Origin of the sequence: Isoptericola sp. b515, from assembly GCF_030588125.1 — a bacterium.
Taxonomy (GTDB): Bacteria; Actinomycetota; Actinomycetes; order Actinomycetales; family Cellulomonadaceae; genus Isoptericola; species Isoptericola sediminis.
In genome coordinates, this window is sequence record NZ_JAUQYR010000001.1 from 952,491 (window position 1) to 967,348 (window position 14,858).

Consider the following 14,858-nt stretch of genomic DNA (forward strand, 5'->3'; position numbering starts at 1 on the left):
CTGTTCCTTCCTGCGCCGCCGGGGCGCTGGTCCTGCCTCGATCACCCGATGTACAGGACGAGACGTCGCCCTGTACGTGCCGTCGTCGACTCAGATGTCGAGGAACCGGACGTCCTTGGCGTTGCGCTGGATGAAGCTGCGGCGGGACTCGACGTCCTCGCCCATGAGCACCGAGAAGATCTCGTCCGCCGCGGCCGCGTCGTCCATCGTGACCTGCAGCAACGTCCGGTGCTCGGGGTCCATCGTGGTGTCCCAGAGCTCGGAGTAGTCCATCTCGCCGAGGCCCTTGTACCGCTGGATGCCGTTGTCCTTCGGGATCCGCTTGCCGGCCGCCACGCCCTGCTCGAGGAACGCGTCGCGCTCCCGGTCCGAGTAGACGTACTCGTGCGGGGCGTTGGACCACTTGAGCCGGTAGAGCGGCGGCTGGGCCAGGTAGACGTGCCCGTGCTCGATGAGAGGGCGCATGTACCGGAACAGCAGCGTCAGCAGCAGGGTGCAGATGTGCTGGCCGTCGACGTCGGCGTCGGCCATGAGCACGATCTTGTGGTACCGCAGCTTGGCCAGGTCGAAGTCCTCGCCGATGCCGGTGCCGAACGCCGTGATGAGCGCCTGGACCTCGTTGTTCGACAGGGCCTTGTCCAGGCGCGCCCGCTCGACGTTGAGGATCTTGCCGCGGATCGGCAGGATCGCCTGGTGGTGCGGGTCGCGGCCGCGCACGGCCGAACCGCCGGCCGAGTCACCCTCCACGATGTAGATCTCGCACTCGTCGGGACGGTTCGACTGGCAGTCCTTCAGCTTGCCCGGCATGCCGCCGGAGCTGAGGATCCCCTTGCGGCGGGTGGCCTCGCGCGCCTTGCGGGCGGCGATGCGCGCCTGGGAGGCGGAGATCGCCTTGCGGATGATGTCGCGGCCCTCGTTCGGGTGCGCGTCGAACCAGTCCGTCAGGCGCTCCCGCACGATGCGCTGGACGAAGGTCTTCGCCTCGGTGTTGCCGAGCTTCGTCTTCGTCTGGCCCTCGAACTGGGGCTCGGCGAGCTTGACGCTGAGGACGGCGGTGAGCCCCTCGCGGATGTCGTCTCCGGTGAGGTTCTCGTCCTTGTCCTTGAGGATGGCCTTGTCCCGCGCGTAGGTGTTGACCAGGCTGGTCAGCGCCGCACGGAAACCCTCCTCGTGGGTACCGCCCTCGGTGGTGGAGATCGTGTTCGCGAACGTGTGGACCGACTCGCTGAACGCCGTCGTCCACTGCATCGCGATCTCGACCGAGACCTTGAGGTCCGTGTCCTCGGCCTCGAGGTCGATGATCTCGGGGTGGATGATGTCCGACTTCTTCGCGGTGTTGATGTGCGCGACGTAGTCCCGCAGCCCGCCGTCGTACTTGTACGTGACGGTGCGCACGGCACCCGCCGCGGACTCGGAGTCGTGCACCTCGTCGTCGGGCGAACCGGCCGTCTCGGCACCGTCCCCGGTCGACCCCTCGCCGTCCAGGGCCGCGACGACCGCCCGCGAGTCGAGCGCGCCGGTCACCTCGTCCGGGCCCGAGACGTGCTCGGTGCGCTCGTCGGTCAGCGTGATGCGCAGGCCCTTGTTGAGGAACGCCATCTGCTGGAACCGCGCGCGCAGCGTCTCGAAGTCGTAGTCCGTCGTCTCGAAGATCGTCGGGTCGGCCCAGAACGTCTGCGTGGTGCCGGTACGGTCCGTCTCGCCCAGACGCTGCAGCTCGCCCACCGGCGCACCGCCGTCGGCGAAGTCCTGCCGCCAGGCGTAGCCGTCGCGCTCGACCTCGGTGATCACGCGGCTGGACAGCGCGTTGACCACGGAGATGCCCACGCCGTGCAGACCGCCGGAGACGGCGTAGCCGCCGCCACCGAACTTGCCGCCGGCGTGCAGGATCGTCATGACGACCTCGACCGTGGGCCGCCCCTCGGTCGGGTGCATGGCCACCGGGATGCCACGCCCGTTGTCCCGGACGCGCACCCCGCCGTCGGCCAGCAGGGTCACGTCGATCCGGTCCGCGTGGCCGGCCAGGGCCTCGTCCACGGAGTTGTCCACGACCTCGTAGACCAGGTGGTGCAGACCGCGTTCACCGGTCGACCCGATGTACATGCCGGGTCGCTTGCGGACGGCCTCGAGTCCCTCGAGGACGGTGATGTTCCCGGCGTCGTAGCCGCCGTCGGATCGCTGAGCCACAGGCTGGAGCACTCCTCGTCGTCCATGCACGCGACAGGGCCACCCGGGTGGTGCCCGGGCTGCAGCACACAGGATTGACGCGCGGGGCGCCGGCTGCGGGTCGGTGCTCGTTCGTCCCGGGGCAGCCTCACGACCCGAGCAGCCGACGACCGGCCCGAGGGCCGGTCGTACGCCGTTGACACGAGCCCGGGAGGCGGCCCGGGAACATCTGCTCAGTCTACCGTGAAAGCGCAAGAAATAGCGGGTCCCACGTGTCTGGGCGTGTGGGTTCCCCCACGTTGTCCACAGGCGTTGTCCACATCGGTGGTTGCTCGGGCCAACATCGCTCGCCCGGGTCAGCCGTAGGTGTCGCCCGGACCCGGTCCGCGCACCGTCCGACGGCCGCGCCGGAAGCTCGGACCCGACGGCCCGAGGACCGTCACCTGCTCCACGACGCCCTCACCGACCTCCTCGGCCAGCCGGCGCAGCAGGGTCGGCACGAGCAGCCGCACCTGCGTGGCCCACGCCGTGGAGTCGGTGCGCACCACCAGCACCTTGTCCTCGAACGTCTCGGGCGTGCAGTGGTCGGCCACCTGGGCGCCGACGATCTCGCGCCAGCGCCCGACGACGCCCCCGACCGACACCTCGGCCGTCCAGCCCTTGTCCCGCAGCAACCGCCCCACGACGTCCGACATCAGCTGCGGGTCGCGCGCGTTGGGGCCCTTGCCCTGGTCCTTCCGTGGTTCGGCCAGGGGGGAGCGCCGCGCGGGGGAGCCGGGCCGCAGGCCCTTGGCGCGGGCTGCTGCCTTGGCACGGTTGAGCGCCTCGCGCGCCACCTCCGAGGGCGGGGTGAGGTCGGTGCGGTCGACCACCGGCCGCGGATCACGGGGCCGTGGCTCGTCGTCGTCCGCCGGCTCCCGGGCGAGACCGTGCTCAGACACGCTCGACCCGCCCCTCGGCGACCTCGAAGCGGGCCCCGAGCAGTCGTTCCGGAACGTCACCGGGCACGGCCGCCGTGACCAGCACCTGACGGGCCTCGACCACGAGCTCCGCGAGCCGTTCACGACGCCGGACGTCCAGCTCGGCGAACACGTCGTCCAGGATCAGCACGGGGTCGGCGTCCGAGCCGTGGTCCGGGTCCCAGAAGACGTCGTCGGGCGCCGACGGCTCACCCCCGCCCAGGAGCCGGAACGAGGCGAGCCGCAGCGCCAGGGCGAACGACCACGACTCCCCGTGGCTGGCGTACCCCTTGGCCGGCAGCCCGCCGAGCGTGAGCTCCAGGTCGTCCCGGTGCGGGCCCACGAGGCTCTGGCCCCGGTCGATCTCGGCCGCCCGGCGCTCCTCGATCGCGGCGAGCATGAGCTTCTCGAGCTCGTCCGCGGGGACGGGGGCGCCGTCGCCCGCCACCACCGTGGACCGGTACACCAGCTCGGCGGCGCTGTCCGCATCGCTGACCTGCTCGTACGCGGTCGCCACCAGCGGCCCCAGGGCACGCACGAGCGCCGTGCGCCAGGCCAGCACCTGCCCGCCGAGCTGGGCGAGCCGGCCGTCCCACACCTCGAGGGTGGAGGTGTCCACGTCCCGCCCGCCGGCGCGGTGGCCCCGCAGCGACTTCAGCAGCGCCGAGCGCTGGCGGAGCACCCGCTCGTAGTCGGCGAGGACCCCGGCCGCGCGGGGCAGGAGCTGGACCACGAGCTGGTCGAGGAAGCGCCGGCGCCCCTCGGGGTCACCCTTGACCAGCGCGAGGTCCTCCGGGGCGAACAGCACCGTGCGCAGGATGCCGAGGACGTCGCGGGCACGACCGAGCTGACCGCGGTTGATGCGCGCGCGGTTGGCCTTGCCGGCGGTGATCTCGAGCTCGACGGTCGAGGCGCGGTCCCCCCGCACGACGCGTGTGCGCACCACGGCACGCTGTGCGCCGGCGCGGATCAGCGGGGTGTCGTTCGGGACCCGGTGGCTGCCCAGCGTGGCCACGTACCCGACGGCCTCGACCAGGTTCGTCTTGCCCCGCCCGTTGCGCCCCACGAACGCGTTCGGTCCGGGCTCCAGCTCGACGTCGACGGTCTCGTAGGACCGGAAGTCGAGGAGGGAGAGGTGCGAGACGTACATGACTCCAGTGTGGCGGGACTACTCGGCGGACGGTCTGACCGCGTGCCCGCCGAACTGCTGACGCAGCGCGGCGACGGACTTCATCGCGGGCGACTCGGGCTGGCGCGAGGAGAACCGCGCGAACAGCGCCGCCGAGATCACGGGCAGCGGCACGGCGTTGTCGATCGCCTCGTCGACGGTCCACCGACCCTCGCCGGAGTCCTCCACCCAGTCGTCGATGGCCTCGAACCGGGGGTCGTGCTCCAGCGCGCGGACCATGAGGTCCAGCAGCCAGGAGCGGACGACGGTGCCGCGCTGCCAGGCGCGCATCGTGCCGTGCACGTCGGTGATCAGGCCCTTCTTGGCCGCCAGCAGCTCGTAGCCCTCGGCGTAGGCCTGCATCAGGCCGTACTCGATCCCGTTGTGGACCATCTTGGCGTAGTGGCCGGCTCCCACCGGCCCCGCGTGCACGAAGCCTTCCTCCCGCGGTCCCTCGGGACGCAGGGCGTCGAAGACGGGCATGAGCTCGGCGACGTCGTCGTCGCCGCCGCCGCACATCAGGCCGTAGCCGTTCTCCAGACCCCAGACGCCGCCGGAGACGCCGACGTCGACGTACCCGACGCCACGCTCGGCGAGCTCGGCCGCCCGTGCCTGGTCCTCGGCGTAGTGCGAGTTGCCACCCTCGACGACGACGTCGCCCTCGCCCAGGAGTCCCGCCAGCTCGCCGAGGACGTCGCGGGTGGGGTCGCCGGCCGGCACCATCACCCACACCACGCGCCGCGGACCGGGCAGCGCGTCGACCAGCGCGGCGAGCGACTCGACGTCGGACACCTCGGGCCGGGGGTCGAACCCGGTCACCTCGATCCCGGCGCGGCGCAGCCGTTCGCGCATGTTGGCGCCCATCTTGCCCAGACCGACGAGACCCATGTGGGTGACCATGTGGAAAACCTCCGGAAGTGCGTCGCTGCGAGCGTACGTGGTGGGGCGCGCGGACGCGCGGGAAACCGGACCGGGCGGGCGGCTACCCGGCCGGTGACGCCGGCCCGGTCGTCAGGAGGAGAACCGGATGGGTACCAGGAGGTACCGGTACTCGGACGAGTCCTCGCCGTCCAGCGACTCCTGCCCGGTGAACTCCACCGGCTTGTTCGGGTGCGTGAACGACATCCGCACGAAGTCCGTGCCGAGCGCTCCCAGCCCGTCGAGGAGGAACTGCGGGTTGAACGCCACCTGGATGTCCTCGCCGACCAGGACGGCCTCCAACGCCTCGGACGCCTGCGCGTCGTCGCCCTGGCCGGCGTCGAGCACCACCTGGCCCTCCGAGAAGGCCAGCCGGATCGGGGTGTTGCGCTCCGCCACCAGGGAGACGCGCTTGGCGGCGTCGATGAGCGCCTGGGTGGGGACCACCGCGTGGATCGGGGTGGCGTCGGGGAAGAGCCGGCGCACCGCGGGGTAGTCGCCGTCCACGAGCTGGGAGGTGGTGTGCCGGCCGCCGGCCTCGAACCCGATCAGGTCGACGCCCTCGCCGGTGGACAGCCCGACGTTGACGAGGCCGCCGCCGGAACCGAGCGACTTGGCGACGTCGTTGAGGGTCCGCGCCCGGACCAGCGCGACGGCGCTGAACCCGGGGGTCGCGGGGGTCCAGGTGAGCTCGCGCAGCGCCAGACGGTACCGGTCGGTGGCGAGCAGCGTGATGCGCTCACCCTCGATCTCCATGCGCACACCCGTGAGCAGCGGCAGCGTGTCGTCCCGGCTCGCCGCGACGCTGACCTGAGCGACGGCGTGCGTGAGGGCGTCGCCCGCGACGGTGCCGCTCAGCTCGGGCATGGCGGGCAGGGCCGGGTAGTCCTCGACCGGCATGGTCAGCAGCGTGAAGCGCGAGGCCCCGCAGGTCAGGACCACCTTGTTGCCCTCGACCGTCACGTCGACCGGCTTGCTCGGCAGCGCGCGGGAGATCTCGGCGAGGAGTCGGCCGGAGACCAGCACGGTGCCCGGTTCGGACACCGCGGCCGCGATCTCGGAACGGGCGGAGACCTCGTAGTCGAAGCTCGCCAGCACGATGGAGCCGGCGGCGTCCGCCTCGATGCGCACACCGGCGAGCACGGGTGCGGGCGGCCGCGTGGGCAGGGTGCGGGCCGTCCAGGTCACGGCCTCGGCCAGGACGTCGCGCTCGACGCGGAACTTCATCCCACTCCTCGGGGCTCTCGTGCGGGTGGGGGCGGAGGTCTCGGCTGGTGGGGACCGAACCGCCCGTGGCCAAACACTACCGTGCCGCGGCCGCTCCGGTCCGCTCACCAGCAAGGGGTCGTCCGGCCCATGAAGGCGGAGGGGTCATCTGCAGAGAGAACACGTTCATCGTCGTCATAGGGCTTGTGGATTCTGTTGACGAACGCCGTTGCCGCAGGTCAGGGCGCTTGCAGCCGTGTGGAGACGGCTGGGGGCGAACCTGTGGGCAACCGGGGTCGCCTGGGGACTGCGGATTCTTTCCCCACAGGCGTCCACCGACGGAAGGGTGTTCGTCCACCGCGCTGACGGCGTGTTCCACAGGCGTCCACAGCAGAGTCCACAGGCGTGCTGCGGCGCTGGTCGGACCGGGGCCGAGTTGTCCACCACGCGGGTCCACAGCATGGGGACGACGCGGGTGAGGATCCCGTCGTCCCGGGGCAGTGCCTGTGGGCAACCCTGTGCACGGCCGTTGTCCACAGCTGTCCACAGGCCTGTGGAGAGGTGGGTTCAGCCGCGGTGCTGCTGCTTGATGCGGCTCGTGAGCTCGGTGACCTGGTTGTAGGTCGACCGGCGCTCGGCCATCTGACCGGCGATCTTCTTGTTCGCGTGCATGACCGTGGTGTGGTCGCGGCCGCCGAACTGCTGGCCGATCTTCGGCAGGGAGAGGTCGGTCAGCTCACGGCACAGGTACATGGCGATCTGCCGGGCCGTCACGAGGACCCGGGACCGGGACGACCCGCACAGGTCGTCGATCGTCAGGCCGAAGTAGGCGGCGGTCTGGGCGATGACGACGGCCGGGGTGATCTCGGTGGCCTGGTCGTCGTCGGTGATGAGGTCCTTGAGGACGATCTCGGCCAGGGCGAGGTCGACCTGCTGCTTGTTGAGGTTCGCGAAGGCGGTCACCCGGATCAGCGCGCCCTCGAGCTCACGGATGTTGGTGGAGATGCGCGAACCGATGTAGCTGAGGACGTCGGCCGGCACGTCCAGGCGTTCGCTCGCGGCCTTCTTGCGCAGGATCGCGATCCGCGTCTCGAGGTCCGGCGGCTGGACGTCGGTGATCAGGCCCCACTCGAACCGGGACCGCAGCCGGTCCTCGAAACCGTCGAGCTGCTTGGGCGGGACGTCGGACGTGATGACGACCTGCTTGTCGGCGTTGTGGAGCGCGTTGAAGGTGTGGAAGAACTCCTCCATCGTCTGTTCCTTGCCCTGCAGGAACTGGATGTCGTCGATGAGCAGGACGTCGACGTCCCGGTACCTGCGCTGGAAGGCACCGGTCCGGCCCTCACCGATGGAGTTGATGAAGTCGTTCGTGAACTCCTCGGAGTTCACGTACCGCACCCGCACGTGCGGGTAGAGGTTGTTCGCGTAGTGCCCGATGGCGTGCAGCAGGTGCGTCTTGCCGAGCCCCGAGTCGCCGTAGATGAACAGGGGGTTGTAGGCCTTGGCGGGTGCCTCGGCGACCGCGACGGCCGCCGCGTGGGCGAAGCGGTTGGAGGAGCCGATGACGAAGGACTCGAAGATGTACTTCGGGTTCAGCCGCGTGGGTTCGCTGTCCGCCGGGCGCTCGTCCGGCAGCCGGCCCGGGGGAGGGCCCGGCGTCGTCCGCTCGGGTTCCTCCATGCTCGGGGGCGGCGTGTAGTCCTGCGCCGGGCCCGTGAGGGCCTCGTGGCTCAGCTCGGGGTCGACCGTGATCCCGAAACGGGTGTCGCGTCCGAGGGTCGCCGACATGGCCGAGACCAGCTGGTCGCGCACGCTCGTCTCGAGGTACGTGCGCGTCTGCTCGTGCGGCACCGCGATGAACACGGTGTCGTCGAGGATCGCCATGGGCTTGGCCAGCTTGATGAACGCGAGCTGGCGTGCACTCATGTCGGGCCGTGCCTCGAGGGTCGCCAACGTCTGGTTCCAGACGTCGGTGATGTTCTCGTCGGGCTGTGGCACGGTGTCCTCCGGACTGTTCGCGAGCGGTGTCCACATAGTTTTCCACACCCTGTGGAGCCTGTGGACATCGGTGTGGACGATGAGGCCGGACCGTCCGTCCGTGTCGCCGTCGTCACGTCGGGAGCAGTTGACCTGACGGTGTCGGACGGCGTAACGTCGGACAGCCGTTCCAGGTACTTTTGCGCGCCTTCTTCCGGGCGCGAGCCTCGGGTCGGCTCGGTCGACACACTGCCTCGGCAGGTGTTGACCTGCAACCTGACCGACATCGTCGAGGAACTGACGGTGTACCTCCCCGACGTTTCTTGGAGTACCTCGTGAGCAAGCGGACCTTCCAGCCGAACAACCGCCGTCGCGCGAAGACCCACGGCTTCCGTCTGCGCATGCGCACCCGCGCCGGCCGCAGCATCCTGGGCAACCGCCGCCGCAAGGGCCGCGCGCAGCTCTCCGCCTGAGCCATGCTTCCCGCGGCGCACCGCATGCGCCGTTCCGTCGACTTCGAACGGGCGGTGCGCCGCGGCGCGCGCGCAGGCCGATCGACCGTGGTCGTCCACCTCTCCCGGGATCCGGAGAGGGGCGGGGGACCGCTGGTCGGTCTTGTCGTGTCCAAGGCTGTGGGCAATGCGGTTCGTCGCAACCTCGTCAAGCGCCGGCTGCGCAGCATCGCCGCCGGTCAGCTCTCGCGCGTCCCGGAGGACTCGCTCGTCGTCCTGCGGGCGCTGCCGCGCGCCGCGACGGCTGAGTACGCCCGCCTCGAGCGGGACGTCATGAGCGCGACGTCCACGGTCCTCCGACGCCTCGAGGAGCCGGTGCGATGAGCAGCACCGTGCTGTCCCGGAGCCGTGAGCTGATCCGCACGCTGCCCACCGCGGTACTCGTCGGAGCGATCCGCGTCTACCAGGCGGTCGTGTCACCGTGGACGGGACCGACCTGCAAGTACTACCCCTCCTGCTCGCAGTACGCGGTGGTGGCGCTCCGGCGCCACGGGCCGTTGCGCGGCACCGGGATGGCCCTGTGGAGGATTCTGCGGTGCAACCCGTGGAGCCTGGGCGGCGTCGACGACGTGCCGCCTGCTCGTGAGCACGAGCACCGCGGCGCCCACACGCACTGACATCCCGGGAGCGCGCCGCCCGGAGCCGCTTTTCGACAGAGGAGACATATGGGGTTTTTCGACACCATCCTGTACCCCATCCAATGGGTCGTGGCCTGGATCATGTACGGGTCGCACCAGATGTTCATGGCTCTGGGCATGCAGCCGGGACCGAGCTTCGCCTGGGTCCTGTCCATCGTCGCCCTGGTGATCGTCATCCGGATCCTGCTGATCCCGCTGTTCTTCAAGCAGATCAAGGCGTCCCGCGGGATGCAGATGATGCAGCCGGAGCTGCAGGCCATCCAGAAGAAGTACAAGGGCAAGACCGACCCCTCGTCGCGTGAGGCCATGGGTCGCGAGACGATGGAGCTCTACCGCAAGCACGGCACCAACCCGATGGCGTCGTGCATGCCGATCCTGCTGCAGTCGCCGATCTTCTTCGCGCTGTTCCGCCTGCTCTACAACCTGGGCAACATCGCTGCCGGCACGCAGGACCCCATCGGTCCGATCGACCAGCCGGTCGCCGCCGACATTGAGAACTCCGCCCTCTTCGGCGCGAAGCTCTCGGACGTCTTCCTGCAGACGGACGACTGGGGCGTCCGCCTCGTCATCCTGTTCCTCATCGTGGCGATGAGCGCGACCACGTTCTTCACGCAGCGCCAGCTGACGATGAAGAACATGCCGAAGGCCGCGCTCGAGGGGCCGATGGCGAACACGCAGAAGATCCTGCTCTACATGCTGCCGCTGATCTTCCTGATCTCCGGCGTCAACTTCCCCGTGGGTGTGCTGATCTACTGGACCACGACGAACCTGTGGTCGATGGGCCAGCAGTTCTACACGATCAAGCGCATGCCGGCCCCGGGTTCGGAGGCGGAGCGTCTGCTCAAGGAGAAGCGCGCGGCCAAGGCGGCGAAGAAGGGGATCCTCCCGGAGGAGGAGAAGACCCCCGAGCCGCCGAAGCCGCAGGGCCAGCGCCAGCAGCCGGTGAGCAAGAGCCGCCAGAAGAAGAAGAGGAAGAAGTGAGGTCTGCGCGATGACCACGGACACGACGCCCGAGGGCTCCTCCGATCTCGTCACCCGTCTCGAGGAGGAGGGCGAGATCGCGGCCGACTACCTCGAGGAGTTCCTCGACATCGTCGACCTGGACGGTGACATCGATCTGGACATCAAGCACGACCGCGCGATCGTCGAGGTCGTCTCGGACGACGGCCCCGAGTCGCTCGAGGTGCTGGTCGGCGGCGACGGTGCGGTGCTGGACGCCCTGCAGGACCTGACCCGCCTCGCGGTGCAGGCCCGGACGGGGGAGCGCAGCCGGTTGATGCTGGACATCGCCGGGTTCCGCGCCGGCCGCCGGGGCCAGCTCGAGCGACGGGCGGAGGAAGCGATCCAGCAGGTGCGCCGGTCGGGGGAGGCGCTCTCGCTGGAGCCCATGAACGCGTTCGAACGGAAGGTCGTCCACGACGCCGTGGCGGCCGCGGGGCTGGTGAGCGACTCGGCCGGCGCTGATCCCCAGCGCCACGTCGTGGTGCACCCGGAGGCGTCGGCCTCCTCGTGATCGGTGACGAGAGCCCGTCGTTTCACGTGAAACGACGGGCTCTCGTCGTGTCCGGACCCGGTGGGCGGGGCGCCGCCGGGCCGGGGCGCGAGGCGCCCCGGAATCGTCAGGTGAGCGGAAGGTGCCAGGATGGGCGACATGACAGATGGCGACGATGTGCTGGGTACCGGAGCTGCGGTGCGTGACTACTTCGGAGATCGATACGAGGTCGTGGCGGAGTACGCGCGGCGCCTGCGCGACGAGGGCGAGCTGCGCGGTCTGATCGGACCGCGTGAGGTCGACCGGCTGTGGGAGCGACACATCCTGAACTCCGCGGCCGTGGTGCCCTTCCTGTCCTCGGCGTCGACCGTCGCGGACATCGGCTCCGGGGCGGGCCTGCCCGGCATCGTCGTCGCGATCATGCGGCCGGATGCCGAGGTCTTCCTGGTCGAACCCATGGAACGCCGCACGACGTGGCTGACCGAGGTGTCGCAGGACCTCGGGCTCGAGAACGTCGTGGTCAAGCACGGGCGTGCGGAGGAGTACGACGGCGCGTTCGAGGTGGATGCTGTGACCTCCCGCGCCGTCGCTGCCCTGTCGAAGCTGGCGCGGCTGTCCCTGCCCCTCGTGCGCCCGGGCGGGGAGATGGTGGTCCTCAAGGGCCGGAGCGTCGAGCGGGAGATCGAGCCGGCGCGGAAGGTTCTGCGGAAGTTCAAGGCATCCGAGCCCGAGATCCTCGAGGGTCGGACGGTCGAGGGGGCCGAACCGACCACGGTCGTCCGTATCCGTCGCCGCTGAGTGTCATCACCGCGGCACGGGCGCCGCGTGGTCCAGTGCGCGTCCCGATGCCGGTGTGCCGTCCGGCACATGCGGGACCATGACCCGGGAGCACGGTCCACGTTTCACGTGAAACCGAGCACGCCCAGGTTGCGGGCGAGGGGCCTGCGTCCGCACGCTCTCGCGCCGATGGATGCGGTGGCAGCCGACCGCGGTGCACGGGGGTGTCAGGGCCGCGCCGGGGGGCGCGAGGCCGTAGAGTGTTCGCGGCACTGGTCAACGCCGACGCGACCTGGAGGATCGACCCGTGAACATGAGCAGCGATCGGCCGCACCACCCGTCGGAGGACGGTCGAGACGGATCTGCGTCGGGTGACGCGGACGGCTCCGTTTCACGTGAAACCTGGTCGGCGTCGTGGGTCGGCGACGACCTCAGCGGGCCGCATCCGGAGGATCACCGTGAGGCGCTGATGGACTCGGTGCCGGAGGTGGACGACAGCACCCCGCTCGCTGCCCAGCTCGCACTCGACGCCCGTCGCCGGATCGAGCTCGACGGGCGTCGGTTCCCCCGCCCCGCGCACACCCGGATCCTGACGGTGGCCAATCAGAAGGGCGGCGTGGGCAAGACCACGACGACGGTGAATCTGGCCGCCGGTCTCGCGCGGGCCGGGCTCAAGGTGCTCGTCATCGACAACGACCCCCAGGGCAACGCGTCGACCGCTCTCGGGCTCGAGCACAGGGCCGGCACACCGTCCATCTACGAGGTGCTCGTGGACGAGGCGCCGCTGTCGAGCACCGTGCAGGAGTGCGCAGAAGTTCCCGGCCTCTGGGGCGTGCCCGCCACCATCGACCTCTCGGGCGCGGAGATCGAGCTCGTGTCGCTGGTCTCCCGGGAGACCCGTTTGCGCAAGGCGCTCGACACCTACCTGGACGAGCGGGAGGCGCGGGGCGAGGAGCCCATCGACTACGTGTTCGTCGACTGCCCGCCCAGCCTCGGCCTGTTGACCGTCAACGCATTCGTCACCGCTCGCGAGGTCCTCATCCCGATCCAGTGCGAGTACTACGCACTCGAGGGTCTCAGTCAGCTGCTGAAGACGATCGAGCTCATCAAGTCCCATCTCAACCGGGACCTCATCGTCTCGACGATCCTGTTGACGATGTACGACGGTCGGACCAATCTGGCCCAGCAGGTGGCCGCCGAGGTGCGGACCCACTTCCCGGACCAGACCCTCCGGACGACCGTGCCGCGGTCCGTGCGGATCTCCGAGGCCCCGTCTCACGGGCAGACGGTCATGACGTACGACCCGGGTTCGACGGGTGCGCTGGCGTACCTGGAGGCCGCCCGGGAGATGGCCGAGCACGCGGTCCAACGCGCTGACCTGCGATGACGCGCGTACGATCGGAGGAGTCAGGGTGAGTGACCTCGTGTGCACGATGCCGCAAGGACGCGGTGCGGACGGACCGACTCGCCCCGTTCACGACCAGGAGGCTGGTGGAGCATGAGCCAGAAGAAGCGCGGACTAGGCCGCGGACTCGGTGCCCTCATTCCCCAGGGCCCCGCCCCGGAGAAGCCGACCGACGTCTTCTTCGCCGGTGCGGAGGAGAGCGGGAACACCAACGTCCTCACGACGTCCGCCGAGAGTGCTGCGGACCCCGAGGAGGGGGGAGGTGCCCGGTCGGGGCGTCGCTCGGCTTCGTGGGACTCCGCGATCGCCGGTGGCCGACTGTCGATCAACGCGTCGTCGGCACGATCGGTGACGAGCGCTCCCGAGGCAGACGCCGGCTGGTCGGGGGAGACGATCGGCGCCCCGGGGCGGGACGGTGCGGTGGACTCGGCGACGCTCCGTACCCCGGCATTCGCCGTCTCGGAGCACGACGCCTCGGATGATCCTGCGTCGGCGGTCCTGACCGACTCCGGGGACCGCGAGCGGTCGGCCACGGTTCCGTCTGATCGGGCCGCCGACGGAGACGGACTGCTCCCGGTGCCGGGAGCACGGTTCGCCGAGGTTCCCCTGCGGGCGATCCGCCCGAACGCTCGACAGCCGCGGACGGTCTTCGACGAGGGGGAGCTCGACGAGCTCGTCGACTCGATCCGTGAGATCGGTGTCCTGCAGCCGGTCGTCGTGCGTCCTCATCCGGAGATCGCGGGCGGCTTCGAGCTGATCATGGGTGAGCGGCGGTGGCGCGCAGCGGAACAGGCGGGGCTCGAGACCATCCCCGCCATCGTGCGTCAGACCGAGAACTCCCAGATGCTGCGAGATGCACTGCTGGAGAACCTTCACCGGGCCGCCCTCAACCCGCTGGAGGAAGCCGCGGCCTATCGTCAGCTCCTCGACGACTTCGGTTGCACGCATGACGAGCTCGCGGCTCGGATCGCTCGGTCCCGGCCGCAGATCTCCAACACCCTGCGGCTCCTGCGTCTCCCGCCGCTCGTCCAGCGACGTGTCGCCTCGGGCGTGTTGTCGGCCGGCCATGCCCGGGCACTCCTCGGCCTGTCTGATGGCGCCGAGATCGAGCGCCTGGCACAACGGATCGTCTCCGAGGGTCTCTCGGTCCGTGCGACCGAGGAGATCGTCACCCTCAAGCAGTCCGGGGACGACGAGTCGCCCCGTCGCAGGAAGCCTCGGGCCGGGCAGCGGGTCGAAGCGATGGACGAGTTGTCCTCCCGGTTGTCCGACCGGTTCGAGACCCGCGTGAAGGTCAACCTCGGCAAGACGAAGGGCCGGATGACGGTCGAGTTCGCCTCGGTCGAAGACCTCAACCGCATCTTGGAAGTCATGGCGCCGGAGGACCCCGGGGTGCTCAAACCGTCGGAGTAGGCGAGCAGAACTCAGGCCCGGGTGCCGTTTCACGTGAAACGGCACCCGGGCCTTGGTGTGTCCACCCATCCGCGCTCTCGCGTCCCGCGGCATCAGCCTCGCGTCCTGACTCCCCGGGCCTCGACGGCACTCCGTCGCCGCGCCGGGATGCGCCCACCTCGCAGTCCTCCGGAGGTGGGGGAAGGGTTTGTCACCGGGCCTCACGCCCGGTAGGGGGCGGTGGAGGC

Annotated in this window: 14 protein-coding genes; 8 read left to right on the top strand and 6 right to left on the bottom strand. The window is 70.1% G+C overall.

What is annotated here, in order from left to right:
• Positions 1-90: 90 nt before the first annotated feature.
• The 6 genes from gyrB to dnaA all read right to left on the bottom strand — a co-directional run bounded on the left by gyrB (position 91) and on the right by dnaA (position 8,415).
• A complete protein-coding gene (gyrB, locus tag Q6350_RS04340) occupies positions 91-2,187 on the bottom strand; it encodes a DNA topoisomerase (ATP-hydrolyzing) subunit B (RefSeq protein WP_305065436.1) in 2,097 nt (698 codons plus the stop codon).
• 335 nt (positions 2,188-2,522) lie between these two features.
• A complete protein-coding gene (locus Q6350_RS04345) occupies positions 2,523-3,038 on the bottom strand; it encodes a DUF721 domain-containing protein (RefSeq protein ID WP_304603094.1) in 516 nt (171 codons plus the stop codon).
• 61 nt (positions 3,039-3,099) lie between these two features.
• Positions 3,100-4,275, bottom strand: coding sequence for a DNA replication/repair protein RecF (gene recF / locus Q6350_RS04350; protein WP_304602980.1), 1,176 nt, complete (start codon positions 4,273-4,275; stop codon positions 3,100-3,102).
• A gap of 18 nt (positions 4,276-4,293) precedes the next feature.
• Complete coding sequence (gene gnd, locus Q6350_RS04355; protein WP_304606433.1) at positions 4,294-5,193, bottom strand: phosphogluconate dehydrogenase (NAD(+)-dependent, decarboxylating); 900 nt, start codon at positions 5,191-5,193, stop codon at positions 4,294-4,296.
• A 111-nt stretch (positions 5,194-5,304) separates the two neighbouring features.
• Positions 5,305-6,438 (bottom strand): DNA polymerase III subunit beta, encoded by a 1,134-nt coding sequence (gene dnaN / locus Q6350_RS04360; protein ID WP_305065439.1) that lies wholly within the window; start codon positions 6,436-6,438, stop codon positions 5,305-5,307.
• Positions 6,439-6,984: 546 nt separating this feature from the next.
• Positions 6,985-8,415, bottom strand: a complete 1,431-nt coding sequence (gene dnaA / locus Q6350_RS04365) for a chromosomal replication initiator protein DnaA (protein WP_171246677.1) — start codon at positions 8,413-8,415, stop codon at positions 6,985-6,987.
• 314 nt (positions 8,416-8,729) lie between these two features.
• On the opposite strand from dnaA, the gene rpmH reads away from it, so the two are divergent.
• The 8 genes from rpmH to Q6350_RS04405 all read left to right on the top strand — a co-directional run bounded on the left by rpmH (position 8,730) and on the right by Q6350_RS04405 (position 14,631).
• Complete coding sequence (rpmH, locus tag Q6350_RS04370; RefSeq protein ID WP_171246676.1) at positions 8,730-8,867, top strand: 50S ribosomal protein L34; 138 nt, start codon at positions 8,730-8,732, stop codon at positions 8,865-8,867.
• A 3-nt stretch (positions 8,868-8,870) separates the two neighbouring features.
• Positions 8,871-9,230, top strand: a complete 360-nt coding sequence (rnpA, locus tag Q6350_RS04375) for a ribonuclease P protein component (protein ID WP_304602983.1) — start codon at positions 8,871-8,873, stop codon at positions 9,228-9,230.
• Positions 9,227-9,523 (top strand): membrane protein insertion efficiency factor YidD, encoded by a 297-nt coding sequence (gene yidD, locus Q6350_RS04380; protein WP_171246674.1) that lies wholly within the window; start codon positions 9,227-9,229, stop codon positions 9,521-9,523. The genes rnpA and yidD overlap by 4 nt, the downstream gene beginning before the upstream one ends.
• A 48-nt stretch (positions 9,524-9,571) precedes the next feature.
• Positions 9,572-10,525: a membrane protein insertase YidC gene (gene yidC, locus Q6350_RS04385; protein WP_304602984.1), complete on the top strand. Its 954-nt coding sequence runs from the start codon at positions 9,572-9,574 to the stop codon at positions 10,523-10,525.
• Positions 10,526-10,535: 10 nt separating this feature from the next.
• On the top strand, positions 10,536-11,057 hold the full coding sequence (locus Q6350_RS04390; protein ID WP_171246672.1) for a R3H domain-containing nucleic acid-binding protein: 522 nt from the start codon (positions 10,536-10,538) through the stop codon (positions 11,055-11,057).
• 138 nt (positions 11,058-11,195) lie between these two features.
• The gene (gene rsmG, locus Q6350_RS04395; RefSeq protein ID WP_305065444.1) at positions 11,196-11,834 is read left to right on the top strand and encodes a 16S rRNA (guanine(527)-N(7))-methyltransferase RsmG; all 639 of its coding nucleotides are present in this window, start codon (positions 11,196-11,198) and stop codon (positions 11,832-11,834) included.
• Positions 11,835-12,282: 448 nt separating this feature from the next.
• On the top strand, positions 12,283-13,200 hold the full coding sequence (locus Q6350_RS04400; protein WP_171246670.1) for a ParA family protein: 918 nt from the start codon (positions 12,283-12,285) through the stop codon (positions 13,198-13,200).
• Between the two features lie 111 nt (positions 13,201-13,311).
• Entirely contained in the window at positions 13,312-14,631 is a 1,320-nt protein-coding gene (locus Q6350_RS04405; protein WP_305065446.1) for a ParB/RepB/Spo0J family partition protein, read from the top strand.
• The last annotated feature ends 227 nt before the right edge of the window (positions 14,632-14,858 follow it).